16 protein-coding genes are annotated in these 18,158 nt (G+C 67.9%); 4 read left to right on the top strand and 12 right to left on the bottom strand.

Features of this window, described 5'->3' with window-relative positions; genetic code table 11:
* Positions 1-5 precede the first annotated feature (5 nt).
* From phnK to phnG, 5 genes are read right to left on the bottom strand one after another with little or no spacing between them, the layout of a single operon-like run.
* Positions 6-788: a phosphonate C-P lyase system protein PhnK gene (gene phnK, locus ACJ4V0_RS20180; protein ID WP_448301409.1), complete on the bottom strand. Its 783-nt coding sequence runs from the start codon at positions 786-788 to the stop codon at positions 6-8.
* Complete coding sequence (locus ACJ4V0_RS20175; RefSeq protein WP_448301408.1) at positions 785-1,702, bottom strand: alpha-D-ribose 1-methylphosphonate 5-phosphate C-P-lyase PhnJ; 918 nt, start codon at positions 1,700-1,702, stop codon at positions 785-787. The genes phnK and ACJ4V0_RS20175 overlap by 4 nt, the downstream gene beginning before the upstream one ends.
* Entirely contained in the window at positions 1,699-2,832 is a 1,134-nt protein-coding gene (locus ACJ4V0_RS20170; RefSeq protein ID WP_448301407.1) for a carbon-phosphorus lyase complex subunit, read from the bottom strand. Before ACJ4V0_RS20170 ends, ACJ4V0_RS20175 begins: the two co-directional genes overlap by 4 nt.
* Positions 2,833-2,835: 3 nt before the next feature.
* A complete protein-coding gene (gene phnH / locus ACJ4V0_RS20165; RefSeq protein WP_448301406.1) occupies positions 2,836-3,432 on the bottom strand; it encodes a phosphonate C-P lyase system protein PhnH in 597 nt (198 codons plus the stop codon).
* Positions 3,432-3,893: a phosphonate C-P lyase system protein PhnG gene (phnG, locus tag ACJ4V0_RS20160; protein WP_448301405.1), complete on the bottom strand. Its 462-nt coding sequence runs from the start codon at positions 3,891-3,893 to the stop codon at positions 3,432-3,434. Before phnG ends, phnH begins: the two co-directional genes overlap by 1 nt.
* Before the next feature lie 144 nt (positions 3,894-4,037).
* Here phnG and phnF point away from each other — a divergent pair, with 144 nt between their 5' ends.
* Entirely contained in the window at positions 4,038-4,754 is a 717-nt protein-coding gene (gene phnF, locus ACJ4V0_RS20155; protein WP_448301404.1) for a phosphonate metabolism transcriptional regulator PhnF, read from the top strand.
* A gap of 10 nt (positions 4,755-4,764) precedes the next feature.
* Here the strand turns inward: phnF and phnE (ACJ4V0_RS20150) are convergent, their stop codons facing one another.
* The 5 genes from phnE (ACJ4V0_RS20150) to phnC form a co-directional block, all read right to left on the bottom strand.
* Positions 4,765-5,640: a phosphonate ABC transporter, permease protein PhnE gene (gene phnE, locus ACJ4V0_RS20150; RefSeq protein ID WP_448301417.1), complete on the bottom strand. Its 876-nt coding sequence runs from the start codon at positions 5,638-5,640 to the stop codon at positions 4,765-4,767.
* 2 nt (positions 5,641-5,642) lie between these two features.
* Positions 5,643-6,539: a phosphonate ABC transporter, permease protein PhnE gene (gene phnE / locus ACJ4V0_RS20145; RefSeq protein WP_448301403.1), complete on the bottom strand. Its 897-nt coding sequence runs from the start codon at positions 6,537-6,539 to the stop codon at positions 5,643-5,645.
* A 9-nt stretch (positions 6,540-6,548) separates the two neighbouring features.
* Positions 6,549-7,463, bottom strand: a complete 915-nt coding sequence (phnD, locus tag ACJ4V0_RS20140; protein ID WP_448301402.1) for a phosphonate ABC transporter substrate-binding protein — start codon at positions 7,461-7,463, stop codon at positions 6,549-6,551.
* Positions 7,464-7,538: 75 nt separating this feature from the next.
* Positions 7,539-8,456, bottom strand: a complete 918-nt coding sequence (gene phnD, locus ACJ4V0_RS20135; RefSeq protein ID WP_448301401.1) for a phosphonate ABC transporter substrate-binding protein — start codon at positions 8,454-8,456, stop codon at positions 7,539-7,541.
* 41 nt (positions 8,457-8,497) lie between these two features.
* The gene (gene phnC / locus ACJ4V0_RS20130) at positions 8,498-9,304 is read right to left on the bottom strand and encodes a phosphonate ABC transporter ATP-binding protein (RefSeq protein ID WP_448301400.1); all 807 of its coding nucleotides are present in this window, start codon (positions 9,302-9,304) and stop codon (positions 8,498-8,500) included.
* 222 nt (positions 9,305-9,526) lie between these two features.
* Between phnC and ACJ4V0_RS20125 the strand changes: the two genes are divergently transcribed.
* The 3 genes from ACJ4V0_RS20125 (at position 9,527) to ACJ4V0_RS20115 (ending at position 13,865) form a co-directional block, all read left to right on the top strand.
* On the top strand, positions 9,527-10,141 hold the full coding sequence (locus tag ACJ4V0_RS20125) for an LbetaH domain-containing protein (protein ID WP_448301399.1): 615 nt from the start codon (positions 9,527-9,529) through the stop codon (positions 10,139-10,141).
* Positions 10,142-10,317: 176 nt separating this feature from the next.
* Complete coding sequence (locus ACJ4V0_RS20120) at positions 10,318-13,014, top strand: bifunctional acetate--CoA ligase family protein/GNAT family N-acetyltransferase (protein WP_448301398.1); 2,697 nt, start codon at positions 10,318-10,320, stop codon at positions 13,012-13,014.
* 539 nt (positions 13,015-13,553) lie between these two features.
* The gene (locus ACJ4V0_RS20115; RefSeq protein WP_448301397.1) at positions 13,554-13,865 is read left to right on the top strand and encodes a GNAT family N-acetyltransferase; all 312 of its coding nucleotides are present in this window, start codon (positions 13,554-13,556) and stop codon (positions 13,863-13,865) included.
* 18 nt (positions 13,866-13,883) lie between these two features.
* Here the strand turns inward: ACJ4V0_RS20115 and ACJ4V0_RS20110 are convergent, their stop codons facing one another.
* Together ACJ4V0_RS20110 and ACJ4V0_RS20105 are read right to left on the bottom strand one after the other, a co-directional pair.
* A complete protein-coding gene (locus ACJ4V0_RS20110) occupies positions 13,884-17,096 on the bottom strand; it encodes an autotransporter outer membrane beta-barrel domain-containing protein (RefSeq protein WP_448301396.1) in 3,213 nt (1,070 codons plus the stop codon).
* Positions 17,097-17,214: 118 nt separating this feature from the next.
* On the bottom strand, positions 17,215-18,153 hold the full coding sequence (locus tag ACJ4V0_RS20105; protein WP_448301395.1) for a helix-turn-helix transcriptional regulator: 939 nt from the start codon (positions 18,151-18,153) through the stop codon (positions 17,215-17,217).
* Positions 18,154-18,158 lie beyond the last annotated feature (5 nt).

Genomic DNA, 18,158 nt, shown 5'->3' with positions numbered 1-18,158 from the left:
CGTCCTCACGGCTGCAGGATCGAGGAGACGAGGAGCTGGGTATAGGGCTCGCGCGGGTCGTCCAGCACCTGATCAGTGAGTCCGGTCTCGATGCCGCGGCCATCCTTCATGACGAGAATGCGGTGCGAAAGCAGCCGGGCGACCGCGAGATCATGCGTCACGACGATGGCGGCGAGGCCGAGATCGGCGACGAGTCCGCGGACGAGGTCGAGCAGGCGCGCCTGCACGGAGACATCGAGGCCTCCCGTCGGTTCGTCCATGAAGACGAGGCGCGGCGAGGTCACGAGATTGCGGGCGATCTGCAGGCGCTGGCGCATGCCGCCGGAATAGGCGGTGGGCCGGTCGTCGATACGGTCGGGGTCGATCTCGACGCGCTCCAGCCAGGTTTCGGCTTCCTCGCGGATCTTCCCGTAGTGACGCCATCCCACCGCCATCAGCCGCTCGCCGACATTGGCGCCGGCCGAGACGCCCATGCGAAGGCCCTGTTCGGCATGCTGGTGGACGAAGCCCCAGTCGGTGCGGAACAGGAAGCGCCGCTCGGCCTCGGACAGGGTGAGGATGTCGCGGGTGACGCCGTCGCGCATGGCGTAGAGTACGCGCCCGGCCGAGGGCTCGAGCTGGCCTGACAGCAGCTTCAGGAGCGTCGACTTGCCCGAGCCGGATTCGCCCACCACGGCGAGAACCTCGCCGGAAAAGAGCTCGAAGCCGACGTCGCGGCAGCCGATGCGGCCGCCGTAGAACTTCGTCACGGCTTCAGCAGTAAGGAGAGGGGTGTCGGATATGGTCATGCCGCGCTCCCCGCGATCGCTGCCGGCGCTTCGCCCAGCAACTCGCCGCGATGGCCCTCCGCACGGCGCTCTTCGCAATGGTCGGTGTCCGAGCAGACGAACATCCGCCCGCCGGCGTCATCGGTGATGACCTCGTCGAGATAGGTGTGCGTCGCTGCACACAGGGCGCAGGCGTGGTCGAACTTGGTCGGTTCGAACGGATGGTCCTCGAAGTCGAGCGAAACCACCTTGGTGTGCGGCGGCACCGCATAGATGCGCTTCTCGCGCCCGGCGCCGAAGAGCTGCAGCGCTTCGCAGTCGTTCATCTTGGGATTGTCGAACTTCGGCGTCGGCGAGGGGTCCATCACGTAGCGGTCCTCGACCTTCACCGGATATGCGTAGGTGGTCGCGATGTGGCCGTGGGTGGCGATGTCCTCGTAGAGCTTCACGTGCATGAGGCCGTAGTCCTCCAGCGCGTGCATGACGCGCGTCTCGGTCTCGCGCGGCTCGAGGAAGCGAAGCGGCTCGGGGATCGGCACCTGATAGACGAGCACCTGCTCGGCGGTCAGCGTCTTCTCGGGAATGCGATGGCGGGTCTGGATGATGGTCGCGTTGGCCGTTTGGGTCGTTGTTTCCACGCCTGAAGTCTTCTCGAAGAACTTGCGGATGGAGACGGCATTGGTGGTGTCGTCGGCCCCCTGGTCGATGACCTTGAGGCGGTCATTCCGGCCAAGGATCGCAGCGGTGACCTGCACGCCCCCCGTTCCCCAGCCATAGGGCATGGGCATCTCGCGCGAAGCAAAGGGCACCTGATAGCCGGGAATGGCGATAGCCTTGAGGATGGCGCGGCGGATCATCCGCTTCGTCTGTTCGTCGAGATAGGCGAAGTTGTAGCCGGTCGCCGCGATGGCTCCGGATGTGGCGAGCGCGTTCATTCCGCGGCCTCCTGCAGGGGAGCTTCAGCTGATCCGTCGGCTGCGGTGCGTTCGGCAGTCTGCCGCTCGGCGATCTCCTGACGCATCTGGCGGATGAGGCCGAGCTCGGCCTGGAAGTCGACGTAGTGCGGCAGCTTGAGATGCTCGACGAAGCCTGTCGCCTGCACATTGTCCGAGTGCATCAGAACGAATTCCTCGTCCTGCGCCGGAGCCTTGACCTCCTCCCCGAGTTCGCCGGCGCGGAGCGCGCGATCGACCAGGGCCATGCCCATGGTCTTCCTCTCGCAATGGCCGAAGGCGAGGCCGTAGCCGCGGGTGAAGCGCGGCGGCTCCTTGGCCGAGCCCTTGAACTGGTTGACCATCTGGCATTCGGTGACGGTGATGTCGCCGAGCGGAACGGCAAAGCCGACATCCTCGGAAATAAACTCCACCTCCACCTCGCCGAGCCGGATTTCGCCGGCGAAGGGGTGGGTGCGGCCGAAGCCGCGCTGCGTCGAGTAGCCGAGGGCGAGCAGGAAGCCCTCGTCGCCGCGCGCGAGGTTCTGCAGGCGCAGGTCGCGACCGGCGGGAAGGTCGAGCGGCTCGCGGGTGAGGTCGGGCACCGGCGCGTCGGGATCGCCCGGGGGGTTGCGCTCGATGAGATCGTCGTGGCCGAGCAGGTCGGTGACGCGGGGCATGGGTGCGTCCTCGGCAACCTGACGGATGGGTTCGGCCACATCCGCGCCGGCCTCGAGCAGGAAGTCGATGAGGCGGTGCGTGTAGTCGAAGGTCGGTCCGAGAACCTGTCCGCCGGGAATGTCCTTGAAGGTCGCCGAGACCCGGCGGGCGACCTGCATGGCTGCGGTGTCGATCGCCTCGGTGGCGCCGAAGCGGGGCAGGGTCGTGCGGAAGGCGCGCACGAGGAAGGCGGCCTCCACCAGATCGCCGCGCGCCTGCTTGATGGCGATGGCGGCGAGGTCGCGGTCGTAGAGCGAGCCCTCGGTCATCACCCGGTCGACGGCGAGCGCGAGCTGCTCGCGGATCTGTGCGGGCGCGACCTCCGGCACGGCGGGATCGCCGCGCCGGGCATGGGCGAGGAGCCGGTGGGCGTTGTCGATGGCGCGCTCGCCACCCTTGACGGCCACATACATGGATCAGGCCTCCGACAGGGTGACGCGGGTGGTGCGGGGCAGGGCGGCGACGCCTTCTGGCCCTGCCAGCACAAGGTCCATGCCGCGGGGGAACAGGGCATGGTTGGCGGCGAGGCGGGTGACGATATCAGCGGAAAGGCCGGTGACGGAGAGGGTCGCATGGCCCTTGATGCCGGGCCCCGCCAGGCGGAACCGGGGGCCGGTGGCGAGGCTCTGCACCTGCAGAATGAGCGTCGTCGAACGATCAGGATAGACATCGGTGCCGAGCGCGAAGTCGACAAAATCCGGCAGCGCGCCCGGATCCGCGATCAGCGCGAAGGCGGTCTGCGCGGGCGCGGCGACGATCCGCGCGCCAGTGTGGAAAGTCATGTAGGACGCGACGTCCGGCGCGGCGGCGAGGGATGCATCGAGCCACAGCGGTGTCTCGTAGTCCGCCAGCGCCACCGCGATGGCGGCTGCGACCGGCGACAGTGGCGCGGGCGCAGCGGCGAGGCCCGGGACCGCGTGGATCGTTCCGGGGCGGGCCATGGCGTTCATCACGGCGCGGAACGTCTGCTGGGCATCGTGGACAGGGTCGGCGAAGGCGAGGGCGATAGCCATCAGTTGTCTCCGCGCACCATGGTGAAGAAGTCGACGCGGGTGGCGGCGGCACGCTCGCGCTTGCAGGCGGCCTCGGTGGCGAGACGTTCGCGGACCGGGGCGAGTAACGCCTCGACCGCATCTTGGGTCGCCGGCGCCTGCCAGAGCGCGTCGGCGAGAGCGGCGAGCCGTGCCTTCTCCCGATCGCGGCCGAGCACATGACCGAAGCCGACCTCGCCGCCTGGGAGCGCAACAGCGGCGCGCGTGACCGTCGCCTCGCCCAGATTGAAGGGGGCGCCGTCGCCGCCGATGCGGCCGCGCACCATGACGAGGCCGATCTCGGGTGCGCGCAGGATGGTCGCGCGCGCCCCCGCGATCCGGTCGAGGCCGGCGAGTTCGTCCGCTGTCGCGCGGGCCACCGTGGCCATGGTAGCCTTGCGGGCGGTCTGGAGTGAATCGGGCGGGTCGGAATGATCTGTCATGATTTGTATATTAGTCTAGACGATTATGGTTTTATGACAGTCGATGTCACCGGGCAAGCGGAAACCTGCGTCGGGGCGGCTGGCGTGACGGGGCGGTTCCGCATATCGGCTGCGAGCCGTGACAGGCGGATGACGGGAGGCGGCATGCTGGCGAGGGGCAGGGGGGTCACGGTGTGGCGGCAGATCGCCGAGGCGATCGAGGCCGAGATTGCCGGCGGCGGCCTGGTGCCGGGCACGCGGCTGCCGACCGAGGCGGCGCTGACCGAACGCTTCGGCGTCAACCGCCATACGGTCAGGCAGGCGGTGAAGTCGCTGGTCGACAAGGGGCTGGTCCGCGTCACGCAGGGCTCCGGCACCTATGTCGAGGCCAAGCCCCTGACCTATCCGATCGGCCGGCGCACGCGCTTCTCCGAGATCGTCGTGGGGCAGGCGCGCGACCCTGCCGGCCGGCTGCTCGGTCATCGCGAGACCGGCGCCAGTTCCGAGATCGCCGAGGCGCTGGACCTGTCGCCGGAGGATCCGGTGGTGATGGTGGAGAGCGCCCATTTCGCCGATGGCGTGCCGATCTCCTGGGCCGTCACGGCCTTTCCCCTGCCGCGCTTCCGCGGGGTTCCGGAGGTCTATGCGGCGACCGGTTCGATCACCGCCGCACTCGCCGCCTGCGACGTGCCGGACTATCGCCGCGCCTCCACGAAGATCGGCGCCGCGCTCGCCGACCGGCTCGATGCCGAGCGTCTCGAGATCGCCGAAGGCCGGCCGGTTCTCGTCATCGACAGCGTTAACGTCGACCCCGACGGCATTCCCATCCAATGGGCGCGCTCGCATTTCTGCGCCGACCGCATCCGCCTGACCGTGGGTTGACCGGCGCGCCTCAGGGCGCGGCGCGCTCGCCGATGAGGGCGAAGCGCAGGCGGGTCGAGATCTGGTCGATCAGCGCCACCGTGACCAGGATCATCAGGATCAGCGCCGAGACGTGCTGATATTCCAGCACGCGGATCTGCTCCGACAGGTGCAGGCCGATGCCGCCGGCGCCGACGATGCCGATGATGGTCGCCGAGCGCGTGTTGCTCTCGAAGAAATAGAGCACCTGGCTGCCGAAGATGGGCAGCACCTGCGGCAGGATGCCGAAGCGAATGCCGTGCAGCCGGCTCCCGCCCGTCGAGGCGATACCTTCAGACGCCTTGCGGTCGGCAGCCTCGATCGCCTCGGAGAAGAGTTTCGAGAACAGTCCGAAATTGGAGCAGAGCAGGGCGAGGACGCCGGCGAAGGGGCCAAGGCCGACGACGCTCACCCAGATCAGCGCCCAGATCAGTTCGTCGACGCCGCGGATGGTGTCGACGATGCGTCGCGACAGGAAGTGGATGACGACGTTCGGGACGATGTTCTTGGCGGCAAGGAAGCCGACCGGCAGGGCGAACAGCGCGGCCGTGAAGGTCCCGAGGAAGGCGATGGCGACCGTCTCGGCGAGCGCGTGCAGATAGACGAAGAACTTCGCCCAGGTGCCGGTGGACGGGGGCAGCATGAACCACATGAACTGGCCGAGTTTGCCGATCCCCGAAAGAAGCCGGGCCGGGTCGAAATCGAGAACGACGAGGCCGTAGGCGAAGAGACCGGCGAGCAGCGCCAGGATGAACCCGGTGCGGATGCGGCGGGCGGGCGAGGGTCGGAAGACCTCCGGATGGCGCTGCATCAGCCCGTCGCGCTCGGCGCGGGCGGCGGTGCGCAGGGGATGCTCGGCTGCGGGCATGGTCATGAGCGGGACTCGATGCCGATGAGATGATGGCGCAGCCGCTCGGTCGCGAGATCGATGACCATCACAGTCGCGATGATCAGCACGAGGATGGCCGAGACGTCGGAATAGTAGAACTTGCGGATGGCCTCGACGAGGTCCTGTCCGATGCCGCCGGCGCCGACGAAACCCATGACGGCGGCGCCGCGCACGTTCACCTCGAAGCGCAGCAGTGCGTAGCTGGCGAAGTTGGAGAGTACCTGCGGCACCACGGCGAAACGCATCGTCTGCGCCCAGGTGGCGCCCGTGGCGGTCAGGCCGTCGACCGGCTTCATGTCGATGTTCTCGGCGACCTCGGCGAACTGCTTGCCGAGCGCCCCGAAGGTGTGGATGGCGATGGCCAGAACACCCGGCACCGGGCCGAGGCCGAAGGCGACGACGAAGATCAGGGCGAAGACGATCTCGGGAACCGTGCGGCAGAATTCCAGCCAGCGCTTGGCGAGAAAGCCGATCGTCGAATTCGGGGCGAGGTTACGCGCCGAGAGGAAACAGAAGACGAAGCCGCCGATGGCGCCGGTCAGCGTGCCGACATAGGCGATGAGCAGCGTCTCCCACAGGAGCTTGATCCACTTGTCGAAGCCCCACATCCACTCGACGACGTCGAACAGGACGAAGCGGCCGGCGGCGGGACCCTGCTCCAGCGTGAAGATGCGGCCGAGATAGTCGGTGAAGCGCCAGAGATTGGTGAAGAAGGTCGCGGGCCTGACCTCGGCGACGAGGCCGGCGACAATGAAGGCGCCGACGAACAGCACAAGGCCGACGATGATCTGCCGGCGCTTGGCGGAGACGGCCTCGGCATAGGCGCCACCGAGGGCGGCAAGCTGGTGATCGGGAAGGCGGGGAACAGCCGTCGACATGACCTCAGTTCAACTCCGACGCCGACGCATCTGGTCGATGAAGCGGGAGAGGTCGATCATCACCTGATAGTCTTCCGTCTTCACCGGCACGTAGCCTGTCGCGTTGCCGTCGCTGATGCGAAGGAAGGCCTCGCGATCGCGGGTCGACGCTTCGACGAAGGCCTGACGAACGGCGTTCCGCAGGGCTTCCGGAGCTGACCGCATCATGGTGATGGGCGAGCCGGGAATGAGGTCGGACTTGAAGATGATGCGGTAGTCCTCGGCGCGCGCCATGTTCTTGGCGACCATGCGCAGCAGGTTCGACTCCCGTTCCGTGTTCCACCAGTTGAAGGCGGCGTCACAGGTGCCCTGTCCGAGCCCGATGACGGCGTTCTCGTGGCTGCCGGAATAGACGATCTTGCCGAAATGGGCTTCCGGCTCGATGCCGAGCTTGCTCATGGCGAAGCGTGGAACATTGTTGCCGGAGGCCGAATTGGGATCGACCAGGCAGAGATTGCGTCCCTTGAGATCGGCGAGGCTCTGCGCGGGATCGCCAGCGCGCACATAGAGGACCGAATAGTAGCCGATGGCGCCTTGCGAGTTCGCCATGGTCACCAGCGGCTCGACGCCGTTCTGCGTGACGATCGCGGCGCGGGCGTAGGCGGCGGGGCCCATATGCGCGAAATGCACCTGGCCCGAGCGCAGGCTCTCGATCACCGCGGCGTAATCGCTGGCGACCCTGAGCGTGACCTTCACGCCGAGCGCCTGCGAGAGATAGGCCATGAAGGGGGAGTAGCGGTCGAGGACGCCCGAGGAATTTTCGGAGGGGATGATGGAGAAGACCAGTTCGGAATGGGTGCGTCGCCAGTCGTCAGTCTGCGCGACGGCAGGGGCTGAGACCGTCAGCGAGGCGAGCAGAGCCAGGGCAATGCGGCGCGTGATCATGGCGAGGCTCTCCCGATGGACGGCCTGATGGGTCAGAGGCTCCCGCCATGAGCGGGAGCCTCTGACCGGACGATCTCAGGAGCGGGCGCGACGCATCTGGTCGACGAACTTCTGCAGTTCGACGACGGGGATGTAGTCCTGATGTGTCACCTTCTGGAAGCCGCGATCCTTGCCGTCGGAGAGGCGATCGAAGGCGACCTTGTCCCTCTGGGGAGCCTCGATGAAGGCCTTCAGGATAGCGGCCTTGGCGTCAGCGGGCAGCGAGGTCAGCCAGCCATAGGGCGAACCGGCGATCAGGTCGGACTTGAAGATGATCTTGAAATCCTCGTTCCGCACCATGCCCTTGTTGACCATGCGGGAGAAGTTGGAGTCCTGCTCGGAATTCCACCAGTTGAAGGCGGCGTCACAGGTACCCTGGCCCACGGCCGTGATGGCGTTCTCGTGGCTCCCGGCATAGACGACGCGGGAGAAGTGCTGGTCGGGGTTGGCGATGCCCATGCGGCTCATGGCGAAGCGGGGGACGTTGTTGCCCGAGGTCGAGTTGGGATCGACCAGGCAGAGGTTCTTGCCCTTCAGGTCCTGGATCGAGGCAGCGGTGCTGTTGGCCTTCACGTAGAGGACCGAATAGTAGCCGATCGAGCCGTCGGAATTGATGGTGGTGACGAAGGGCTCGACGCCGCCATTGGTGACCGTGTGGGCGCGCACATAGGAGGAGGGACCGTAGTAGGCGAGATGGATCTGGCCGGCGCGCTGGCCCTCGATGACCGCGGCATAGTCATTGGCGATGCGCAGGGTCACCTTCACGCCGAGTTCCTTGCTCAGATAGGCGTTGAACGGCGCCATGCGCTCGGTGAGGCCCGAGGCGTTCTCGGCCGGGACGACGGCGAAGACGAGCTCGGGGAAGCGCGTCTGCCAGGAGCCCTGGGCAGAAGCAGCCATGGAGGCGAAGGGCAGGCCGACAAGGCCGGCGGCGATCTGGCGGCGATCGAACATGGGTGTGGTCTCCGGGACCTTGGTGGAAGGGGCTGAATGCGTCAGGCGAAGGCCGCTGCCGGAAGGACCGGCGCGGGTTGGGGAAGGGGCGTATGGCTGTCGATCACGTCGCCGGCCTCGATGCCGTAGAGCACGCGCGCGGCATCGTCGGTGAGCGCGGCGGGCGGGCCGTCGAAGACGACGCGGCCCTGCGCCATACCAACCAGGCGGTCGCAATAGGACTTGGCGAGGTCGAGCGAGTGAAGGTTGCAGATCACGGTGATGCCGTAGTGACGGTTGATCCGCTGCAGAGCGTCCATGACGATGCGGGTGTTGCGCGGATCCAGCGAGGCGATCGGCTCGTCAGCGAGGATCAGGCGCGGCTCCTGCACGAGAGCCCGGGCGATGGCCACCCTCTGCTGCTGGCCTCCCGACAGGCTCTCGGCACGCTGGGCGGCGAGAGACGCGATATCGAACTGCTCAAGTGCGGAGAGGGCGATGGCCTTGTCCTCGGCGCTCCACAGCTTGAGAAGGGAGCGTGCCTGACCGACATGATTGAGGCGGCCCATCAGCACGTTGGTCAGCACGTCGAGGCGGCCGACAAGATTGAACTGCTGGAAGATCATGGCGCAGGACTGGCGCCAGTCGCGCAGCGCCGCGCCCGACAGCGCGGTGACATCCTGTCCCTCGCAGATGATCCGGCCGGAGGAGGGCTCCTGCAGGCGATTGATCATGCGCAGCAAAGTGGACTTGCCGGCGCCCGACCTGCCGATGATGCCGACGAAGGCCCCGCGCTCGACCTCCAGCGACACGTCGGAGACCGCCGTCTTCGCGCCAAACCGCCGCGTGATCCCGTCGATCGTCAGCATGCAGTGGTTCCCGTCCTGAAACGACATGCGCGAAGGCGGGAACCCTCGCGACGAGATCGCTCTAGGCCAGGCGAATTACAGTTTTGTGACGCGACAAGTGCTCAGGAGACAGTTGAACGGACCGGCGAATACTTGCGAATTGTCATCGTTTTGTCATGTGAATGTCATCTGCCCGGGCGAGCGGCAGGAGGTGTCCCCCTACGCTTCAAGGATGCCGCCGTTATGAGCACACTTGGCCTCGAGCCTTCGATCCATCCGACCGCCGTCGTCCGCGACAGCCGCTTCGGCGCCTACACCGAGGTCGGAGCGCGCACGGTCATCTCCGAGACGGTGATGGGCGACTATTCCTACATCGTGCAGGACGGCCAGATCGACATGTCGACCATCGGCAAGTTCTGCTCCATCGCCTCCCATGTGCGAATCAATCCGGGCGACCACCCGATGGAGCGGGCGAGCCAGAGTCACTTCCTCTACCGCGCCTCCCGCTACTTCGAGGGCGAGTCGGACGAGGCGGGCTTCTTCGACTGGCGCCGCGCGCAGGCGGTGACCATCGGCCACGATGTGTGGATCGGCCATGGCGGCGTGGTGCTGGCGGGGAAGCATGTCGGCACCGGTGCGGTCGTTGCGGCCGGGGCCATCGTCACCAGGGATGTCGCGCCCTACACGGTGGTCGGCGGCAATCCGGCGCGGGTGATCAGGCGGCGCTTTCCCGAGGCGATCGGCGAGAGGCTGCTGACGCTGGCCTGGTGGGACTGGGACCACGCGCGCCTGCGCGGCGCGCTGACCGACTTCCGGACGCTGCCGGTCGAGGCCTTCCTGGAGAAACACGGCGGCTGAGGCCGGCGGCAGCGCGTCGGCTTGTCTAGCGTCATTTGTGCATCGCAACATTGATCCATATCGTCGCGCGTCCGGGGTGATCGCGACGAGATGGCGCGCGTCACCCTTCCTGCGCCTGCGTCCTGCCCCTACAGTGCGATTTCGGCCTCTGCCCCTGATTTCGACGGAGACCTGCCATGTCCCTCTACCGCCTCGACCGGTTCTTCGCGCCGCGCTCCGTCGCCATCGTCGGCGCCACCGACCGTCCGCATTCAATGGGGCAGGCGCTGATGGCCAACATGAAGCGGTCGGGGTTTTCCGGCCAGTTGCTGCCGATCAATCCAAAACACTCGACCGTTGCCGGCCTGACCGCCTTTGCCTCACTCTCCGACCTGCCCGCCGTTCCGGATCTGGTGGTCTTGGCCACACCGGGGTCGACCATTCCCGGGCTCGTCGACGAGGCCGCCCGCCTCGGCGTGCCGGCGGCCGTGGTCATCTCGGCGCTGGAGCGGCAGGGTTACGAGGCGGCGAGCGGGCGGCTCGAGCGGGCCGTGCGCGAGAAGGCGATCCGCCTCGTCGGGCCGAACTGCTTCGGCGTCATCGCGCCGCATGGCGGGGTCGATGCCAGCTTCTCCTCGCGCAAGACGCGCCCCGGCTCGCTCGCCTTCATCTCGCAGTCGGGCGCCATCGCGGCGGCGCTGCTGGAATGGGCCGAGGTCCGCCACATCGGCTTCTCCGGCGTCGTCACGCTCGGCGACCAGCTCGACGTCGACACCGGCGACTGCCTCGACTATTTCGCCGCCGACTATCGCACGCGCGCGATCCTGGTTTACATCGAGGCGATCAAGGACGTGCGCAAGTTCATGGCTTCCGCGCGCGCGGCGGCGCGCTCGAAACCGGTCATCGTGCTGAAATCCGGCCGCAGTTCGGCGGCGGCGAGCGCGGCGAAGTCCCACACGGGCGCGCTCGCGGGCGCGGACGACGTCTATGCCGCCGCCTTCGCGCGCGCCGGACTCGTGCGCGTCAACGATCTCGATGAACTCATCGCCGCCGCCGAGACGCTGTCGCGCTACCCCTCCTTCGTCGGCGACCGGCTGGGGATGGTGACCAATGGCGGCGGGCTCGGCGTGCTGGCCGTCGACGCGCTGATGGACCACGGCGGCCGGCTGGCGAAGCTCGGCCCGGAGACGACAGCAAAGCTCGACGCCGCCATGCCGCCGACCTGGTCGGGCGGCAACCCCATCGACATCATCGGCGACGCGGATTCGGCCCGCTACGCGGCGGCGATGGAGGCGGCGCTCGACGACCGCAACATCGACGCGGTGCTGGTGATGAACTGCCCGACGGCGCTGCTGCCGAGCCGCGATGCGGCGGAGGCCGTGGCGAAGGTCGTCACCAGCCGCAAGACGCGGGGCGGCCGGATGAAGCCGGTCTTCACCGTCTGGCTTGGCGACCAGGAACAGGCGACCGAGATCTTCGCCGGGGCGGGCCTGCCGAGCTATCCGACGGAATCGGAGGCGGTGCGCGGCTTCATGCACATGGTCCGCTACCGGCGTGGCCAGGACGCCCTGATGGAGACGCCGGAGAACGCCGAGATCGTCGCGCCGGCCGACCTCGCCGTGCTGCGCGCCGACCTCGACGCCGCCATCGTCGAGAAGAAGCGCTGGCTCGATCCGATCCTCGTCGACCGCATCCTCACCGCCTACGGCATCCCGACCGTGCCGATCGGCGCGGCGCGCACCCCGCAGGAGGCCGGCGCCTTTGCCGAGACCTTCCTGAAGGCGGGCCAGGCCATCGCCATCAAGATCCTGTCGCCCGACATCACCCACAAGTCGGATGTCGGCGGCGTGCGCCTTGGTCTCGCGACCCGCGACGCGGTCGAGGCCGCCGTGGCGGAGATGCTGGAGCGGGTGGCGCGGCAGATGCCGCAGGCGCGCATCGAGGGCGTCATGGTGCAGCCCATGGTGCATCGGCCGGGCGCCATCGAACTCATCGTCGGCCTCGCCGATGATCCAACCTTCGGTTCGGTCATGCTGTTCGGCCGCGGCGGCAAGGCGGTGGAACTGATCAAGGACCGCGCGCTGGCGCTTCCCCCCCTCGACATGCGGATCGCCCGCGACATGATCGGTCGCACCCGCATCTCGCGGCAGATGGCCGGCTATCGCGACGTGCCCCCCGTCGACACCGCGATGGTGGCCGAGATCCTCGTACGCCTGTCGCAGCTCGCGGCCGACCTGCCGCAGGTGGCGGAGATCGACATCAACCCCCTGCTGGCGGATTCCTCCGGCATCGTGGCGCTGGATGCCCGCATCGCGGTCGGCGCGCCGAAGGCCAAGGGGCTGGTGCGCGGCGGCCATCCGCGCTTCGCCATCCGCCCCTACCCGAAGGAATGGGAACGCGATCTCGTCACCGAGAGCGGCTTTGCCTGCAAGATCCGGCCGGTGCGCCCGGAGGACGAGCAGATCTTCCGCACCTTCTTCGAGCGCGTCGATCCCGACGACATCCGCCAGCGCTTCTTCGCCCCCATCAAGGAGTTCACCCACGCCTTCATCGCCCGCCTCACCCAGATCGACTATGCGCGGTCCATGGTGCTCGTCGCCATCGAGGCGAGCAGCGGCGACCTCCTCGGCGCGGTGCGCCTGCACGCCGATCCCGACAACGAGAACGCCGAGTACGCCATCTTCGTGCGCTCCGACCAGCAGGGCCGCGGCCTCGGCCTGTCGCTGATGAAGCTCATCATCGACTACGGCCGCCTGCAGGGTACGAAGCGCATCTACGGTCAGGTGCTCGCCGAGAACGTCCGGATGCTGGCGCTGGCCCGCGAACTCGGCTTCAAGGTCGGCCCCGACCCCGACGACAACGCCCTGCAGAAGGTGGTGCTGGAACTCGGCTGAGAGGCGGGGACAAGTTTCGGGTGAAAGCCAGCCGCGGCATGGCTTTGCAGGAAATGTTGTTTGCAGCGTCACGCTGCATGGTATGATTTGCGTCAGGTTCGGAAACTGCGCCTTCGGCTCGGTCCCCTGGTCTCCCGGGCTGCGCCTTCACCCCTGCGATTGATGCCCCACCCGCACCCTCCCCTCGCTGCGCGAGGAGAGGGGACTACCGCGTCGCGGCTGGATTTTGGGCGTTGCGCCAGGCCCCCGGCAAAGACGAACGAGGTGATCAATGCGTCGGGCCTGGTGTGACGCCCCGAACGAGGCGGACGGTCATAGTCCCCCTCTCCTGCGAGCGCAGCGAGAAGGCGAGGGTGCGGGTGGAGCATTCCCGAGGTGCTGGCCTCCAAGATGCGCCGGCCACCTCGATCGCGGGCCTCGCCGCGCCCGAGTGCCTTCGCCACTTGCAGTCACGCAAGGCCACTCCGTGCCTCTGCGTCTTGCATCGCGGCCACACCCGCCCGAAACTCGCTTCCTCCAACCCCCCTAGGAGTTCCCCCATGTCCGCCGCCGCCATCGACGTCATCGACAATCCCGAAGCCCAGCAGTTCCAGGCCCGGATCGACGGTCATCTCGCCTTTGCCGAATACCGGCTGATCAAGGGCGCGATCATGTTCTCCCACACGGAGGTGCCCCAGGCCCTCGGCGGGCGCGGCATCGGCTCGGCGCTGATCACGGCGGGGCTCGCCGCTGCCCGCGAACGCGACCTGAAGGTCATGCCCGTCTGCCCCTTCTTCGCCGCATGGTTCGGCAAGCACCCGGAGGACCGGGATCTGCTGCACCCCTCCTACAGGACGGCGCTCGGTCTCTGACCGGCGCCGGCCTGCGACCTACCAGCTCTGCCTGAGGCCGAGGTTGGCGCGGAGCGAACGGTGGCGGTCGCCGAGTTCGCCGTCGAGGGAGGCGGTGACGCGGGCGCCGGAGGCGAGCCGGAGTTCGGCTCCGAGGGAGGCGAGCATGGTGTGGGTCGAGGCTCTGGCGCCGAACACCGTGAAGCCGGAATTGGCGAGTTGCTGGAAGCTCGCCTCGGCGTTGCGCTGGGTGCCGGCCTGCCAGGCATAGGCGAAGCGGGCGAAGGTCAGGAGGTCGGCGGTGGGGGCGACGGCGCGCATGGAATCGAGCCTGACGCCGGCCTCGGCCCGCGCGGTGGCCGTGGTGCGGGCGGCATAGGCGAGGGCGAAGGCGCCGGTGTCCGGCGCGCTCCAGGTCTCGCGATAGCCGGCGGTGGAGGCGCCGATGGCCTCGAGCGCCGCATAGGGCGTGGCAGCGAGGGCGCGGCTGCCGAAGCGCCGGCCGGCCTCGACGCGCCCGCCGAAGGTGTGGAAGACGGGAGCGGAGCGATAGGTCTCGACCGGGCCGAGGCCGGCGCTGCGGGAAACGTCGAACCGGTTCCAGCCATAGGCGAGCGCCGCGGAGACATAGCCCTCGCCGAGGCGGGTGGAGCCGTAGAGGCCGAGTTGTGCGAAGTCACCGGTGCCGGCGCCGCGGCCGCCGAGCCCGAAGGAGGTGCCGCCGCCGGCCAGTGCGAAGCCGACCAGCGTGTCGGCGGAGATGCGGCGGTCGGCGCCGGCCGCGACGCCATAGAGCGAGGATGCGGTTCCCGTGGCTCCCGATGCGGCATCGGACGCTGTGCGTCCCGCCTGGCCGAAGGACTTGGTCCAGACGCTCCAGCCGGCGGCGACGCGGGCGGCGGGCGTCTGACCCGTATCGGCCATTTCGATGAGCGAAGAGCCGGGAGCGGCGGCGGTGGCGCCACGGGCGCCGGCCATGGGGTCGAGCATGATCCCGAGGAAGGTCGAGGCGCCGGTGAAGGCGGTCGATTGGGCGCCTGTGGCGGCCTCGCCGGAGAGGCCGTTCATGGCCTGCGCGAGGGGCGCACCATAAAGGCCAAGGAGAGGATTGAGGCTGGACGGCGGCGTCCCCGCGGAGGCGGTGATGACCCGATCCAGCGCCCCGCCGGCGTTGCGCGCATTGGTGCCGCCGGCCCCGCCGAGGGCACCGCCCACCGTATAAGCCGCAATGCTGACGGTGACGTCGTTCGTGCCGTAGAGGACGCTGATCAGGGGCGACGTGAGCGAGAAGGTTCCGTCGACGCCTCCGGCCGCCGTCAGGATCTGATAGCTCTGCGCCTGGAACGTTGCCTGCGGCACCACCAGCGTCGCGCCGCCGAGCGTCGCGGTGCCGGTAACGGCGGCCTGTGCGCAGGAACAGACGACATAGAAGCTGCCTGCCGAAAAGCTGAGATTGCCGTTGACCCTGAGTGTGCCCACCAGCGGCATGAAGGTTCCGCCAGCCTCGACGGTGGTGTTGCCGACCGAACCGTAGCCGCGCAGCACTCCGCCTGGACCCTGGACGAGCACCGTCGCCGTGCCGGCCGTGTCCGTGGTCAGCAGCGTGATGATGCCCGTGTTGGTGATCATCGCCTGACCGGTCGTGGCCTGTTCGGCAAAATCGATCTCGCCGGCATTGGTGATGGTCGCGTTGCCGGCCGTGCTGGTTTCGTTGAAGCCGATGAGAGCACCATTCGCGTTGGCGATGGTGGCATTGCCGGCCGTGCTGGAGCCCGTGAAGAACAGCGCGTGGGCATTGCCGATGACGGCGCTGCCGGCCGATCCGAGGTCGGCGAAGATGAGGTTGCCTCCCGACGCATTCGTGATGGTGGCGCTGCCGGCCGTGCTGGAGGCGCCCAGCGACATGTAGCCGTTGTTGATGATGCTGGCTGAGCCTGCCGTGCTGACGCCGCTGAAGAGGATCGTGCCGACATTGTTGTTGGTTATGGTGGACGTGCCTGCTCCGCTGTCCTGGTTGAAGATCACCGTGCCGCCATTGGTGATGGTTGCACTGCCCGCGGTGCTCGACGAGTAGAAGAAAATCTGTCCGCCCTGGTTGTTGAAGATGGTGGCGCCGCCGGCAGTGCTGGCGTGGTTGAAGAGTGTGTAGGACCCGCTGTTATTGGTGATCGTGGCGCTGCCGGCGGTGCTGGCGCCATCGAACTGCAGCGAGCCCTCATTGGCGATGGTCGCCGAGCCCGCAGTGGTCGTATCGCTGAACGTGATCGAGCCGGTCGCGTAGTTGGTGATGGCGGCGCTGCCTGCGGAACTGGACTGGTTGAACGAGACCGAGCTGCTGGAGTCGTTGATGACGCTGGCGGCGCCGGCCGAGCTGGAATCGTTGAAGATCAGCGCGCTCGACAAGAGGCTGGTAATCGTCGCAGTCGCGGCGCTGCTGCTGCCGTTGAACGTGGTGCTGCCGCCGCCGAAATTCGTGATGCTGGCGCTGCCGGCGGTGCTGTCGTCGCCGAAGGTCGTTTTGCTCCCGGACGAGTTGTTGATCATGGCAACGCCGGCCGTGCTGCCGTTCTCGAAGGTCGTGCTGCCACCTGAAGAGTTGAAGATTTGGGCGCTACCGGCGGTCGTATTGTCGCGGAAGGTCGCGGAGCGTCCTGAGCCCGCATTGGTGATCGATCCTGTGCCGGCGCTGCTGCTGCCTTGGAAGTCGACGGTCGCGTAGTTCGCGATGTTGGCCGCTCCGGCGCTGCTGGAATCGCGAAAATTCAGGGTGGCATAGCTATTGATCGACCCGCCGGCCTGGCTGTTGTCGAGAAATTCAAGGCCACCGAAACTGTTGATACTCGTCCCGGCTGTCGCGCTGGAGTTCCTGAAGGTCACGAGCGCGAAGGCGTTCAACCCCACACCTCCCCCGGCATTGCTGATGCCCGCACCGGTAAATGTCAGGCTTGACAATAGATTAATCCCGTAGCCGGGGCTGTCGATGGTGAACGTCCAGCCGGCCATCGTTCTCGGGTCGTTGACATAAAAGAACGCTGCGGACGTGGCGCCGAAGGTGGCCGTGCCGGTCGGCACCGATCCGCCGACCCAGTTCGCCGCATTCTCGAAATCGACGGACACGGGATTGGCCGACCAGGTGGCGTCCTGGGCCCGGCTCACCGAGGCGGGAAGGCCGGCCAGTGCCGTCGAGGCGAGCAGCGCCGCCATGCCGTGCCGGAGGCGACGGGTCCTTGTTCCCCAGGTCAGGCTGGTCATGCACGTCCCCCGCGGGGAGCCCTATCCCCCCTTTGGGGCAGACACTAGAAGGCGCAGGCGAGGCCCGTCGTCTCACTGAGCGCACGTTTTGCGGGAAACAGGCTGGATCGGGGGGTGATCAGCGGAAATCGCCGGGCGTGCCGCCGGTCTCGCGCCGGAAGGCGCGGTAGAAGGTCGCGAGACTGTCGAATCCGCAGGCGAAGGCGACGTTGACGATGGCTTCGTCCGGCGCCCTCGCCAGCCGCCGACAGGCCTCCTCGATCCGGATGGCCGTGAGGGTCTGCTGGACGCTGCGGCCCGTCGGCTCGAAGATGAGGTGGAGCTGCCGCACCGAGACGCCGAGCCTCTGGGCCACCTGCTCGGGCGTCAGGTCATGCCGATGGAACTGGCGACGCATGATCCGCAGGGCTGCGTGACGCAGGCCCGTGCGCATGGCGCGGCGGCTGTCCTGCGCCCCTCCGCTGAGCGTGCCGCGGGCGATGAGGGCGAGCCGCGCCATGTCGCGCACGGCCTCGGCGGCAGCGTCTTCCTCCAGGTCGCGTCGGTCGTCGAACAGGGCATCGGCCATCGCCTCCATGAGGCCGGCAAGCCACCTGTCCTCGACCGTCCCGAGCGACAGGCCTCGGGAGCGCCCGGCGTGCTCACCGATCAGCGCGGTCGGCACGGTGATGAAACGGCAGAGGAAGGCGGCTTCAGTCGAGGGCGTGGCAGCGTAGGGGCTGTCGGAGTGGCCGACCGCCATGCCCCCTTCAGGTGTGAAGCCGGTGCCGGCTCGTGTCTCGCACCAGCCTGGTCCCGCGATCTGGAACCCGATCACCAGCGCATCGCGCGGCAGGCGCGCGATGTCGGCCGTGGTGCGGCCAACGCGGTAGGCGGAGGCGCCGAGCGAGGCGATTGTGGCGCCGCCCGCCTGACGCGCCGAGAAGCGGCCGCGAAACAGGTGCCGGCGCTCGGGGGGCATCTCGATGGTGACGCCGAAGAGCTGCCGGCCGCGCTCCTCGCGCCAGTGGTCGAACCGCTGGTGCGGCGGCAGGGCGTCGGTGGACCAGTTCAGCATGGGGG

Source organism: Phreatobacter aquiterrae (assembly GCF_053471285.1).
This window is presented reverse-complemented; position numbering and strand designations above follow the sequence as displayed.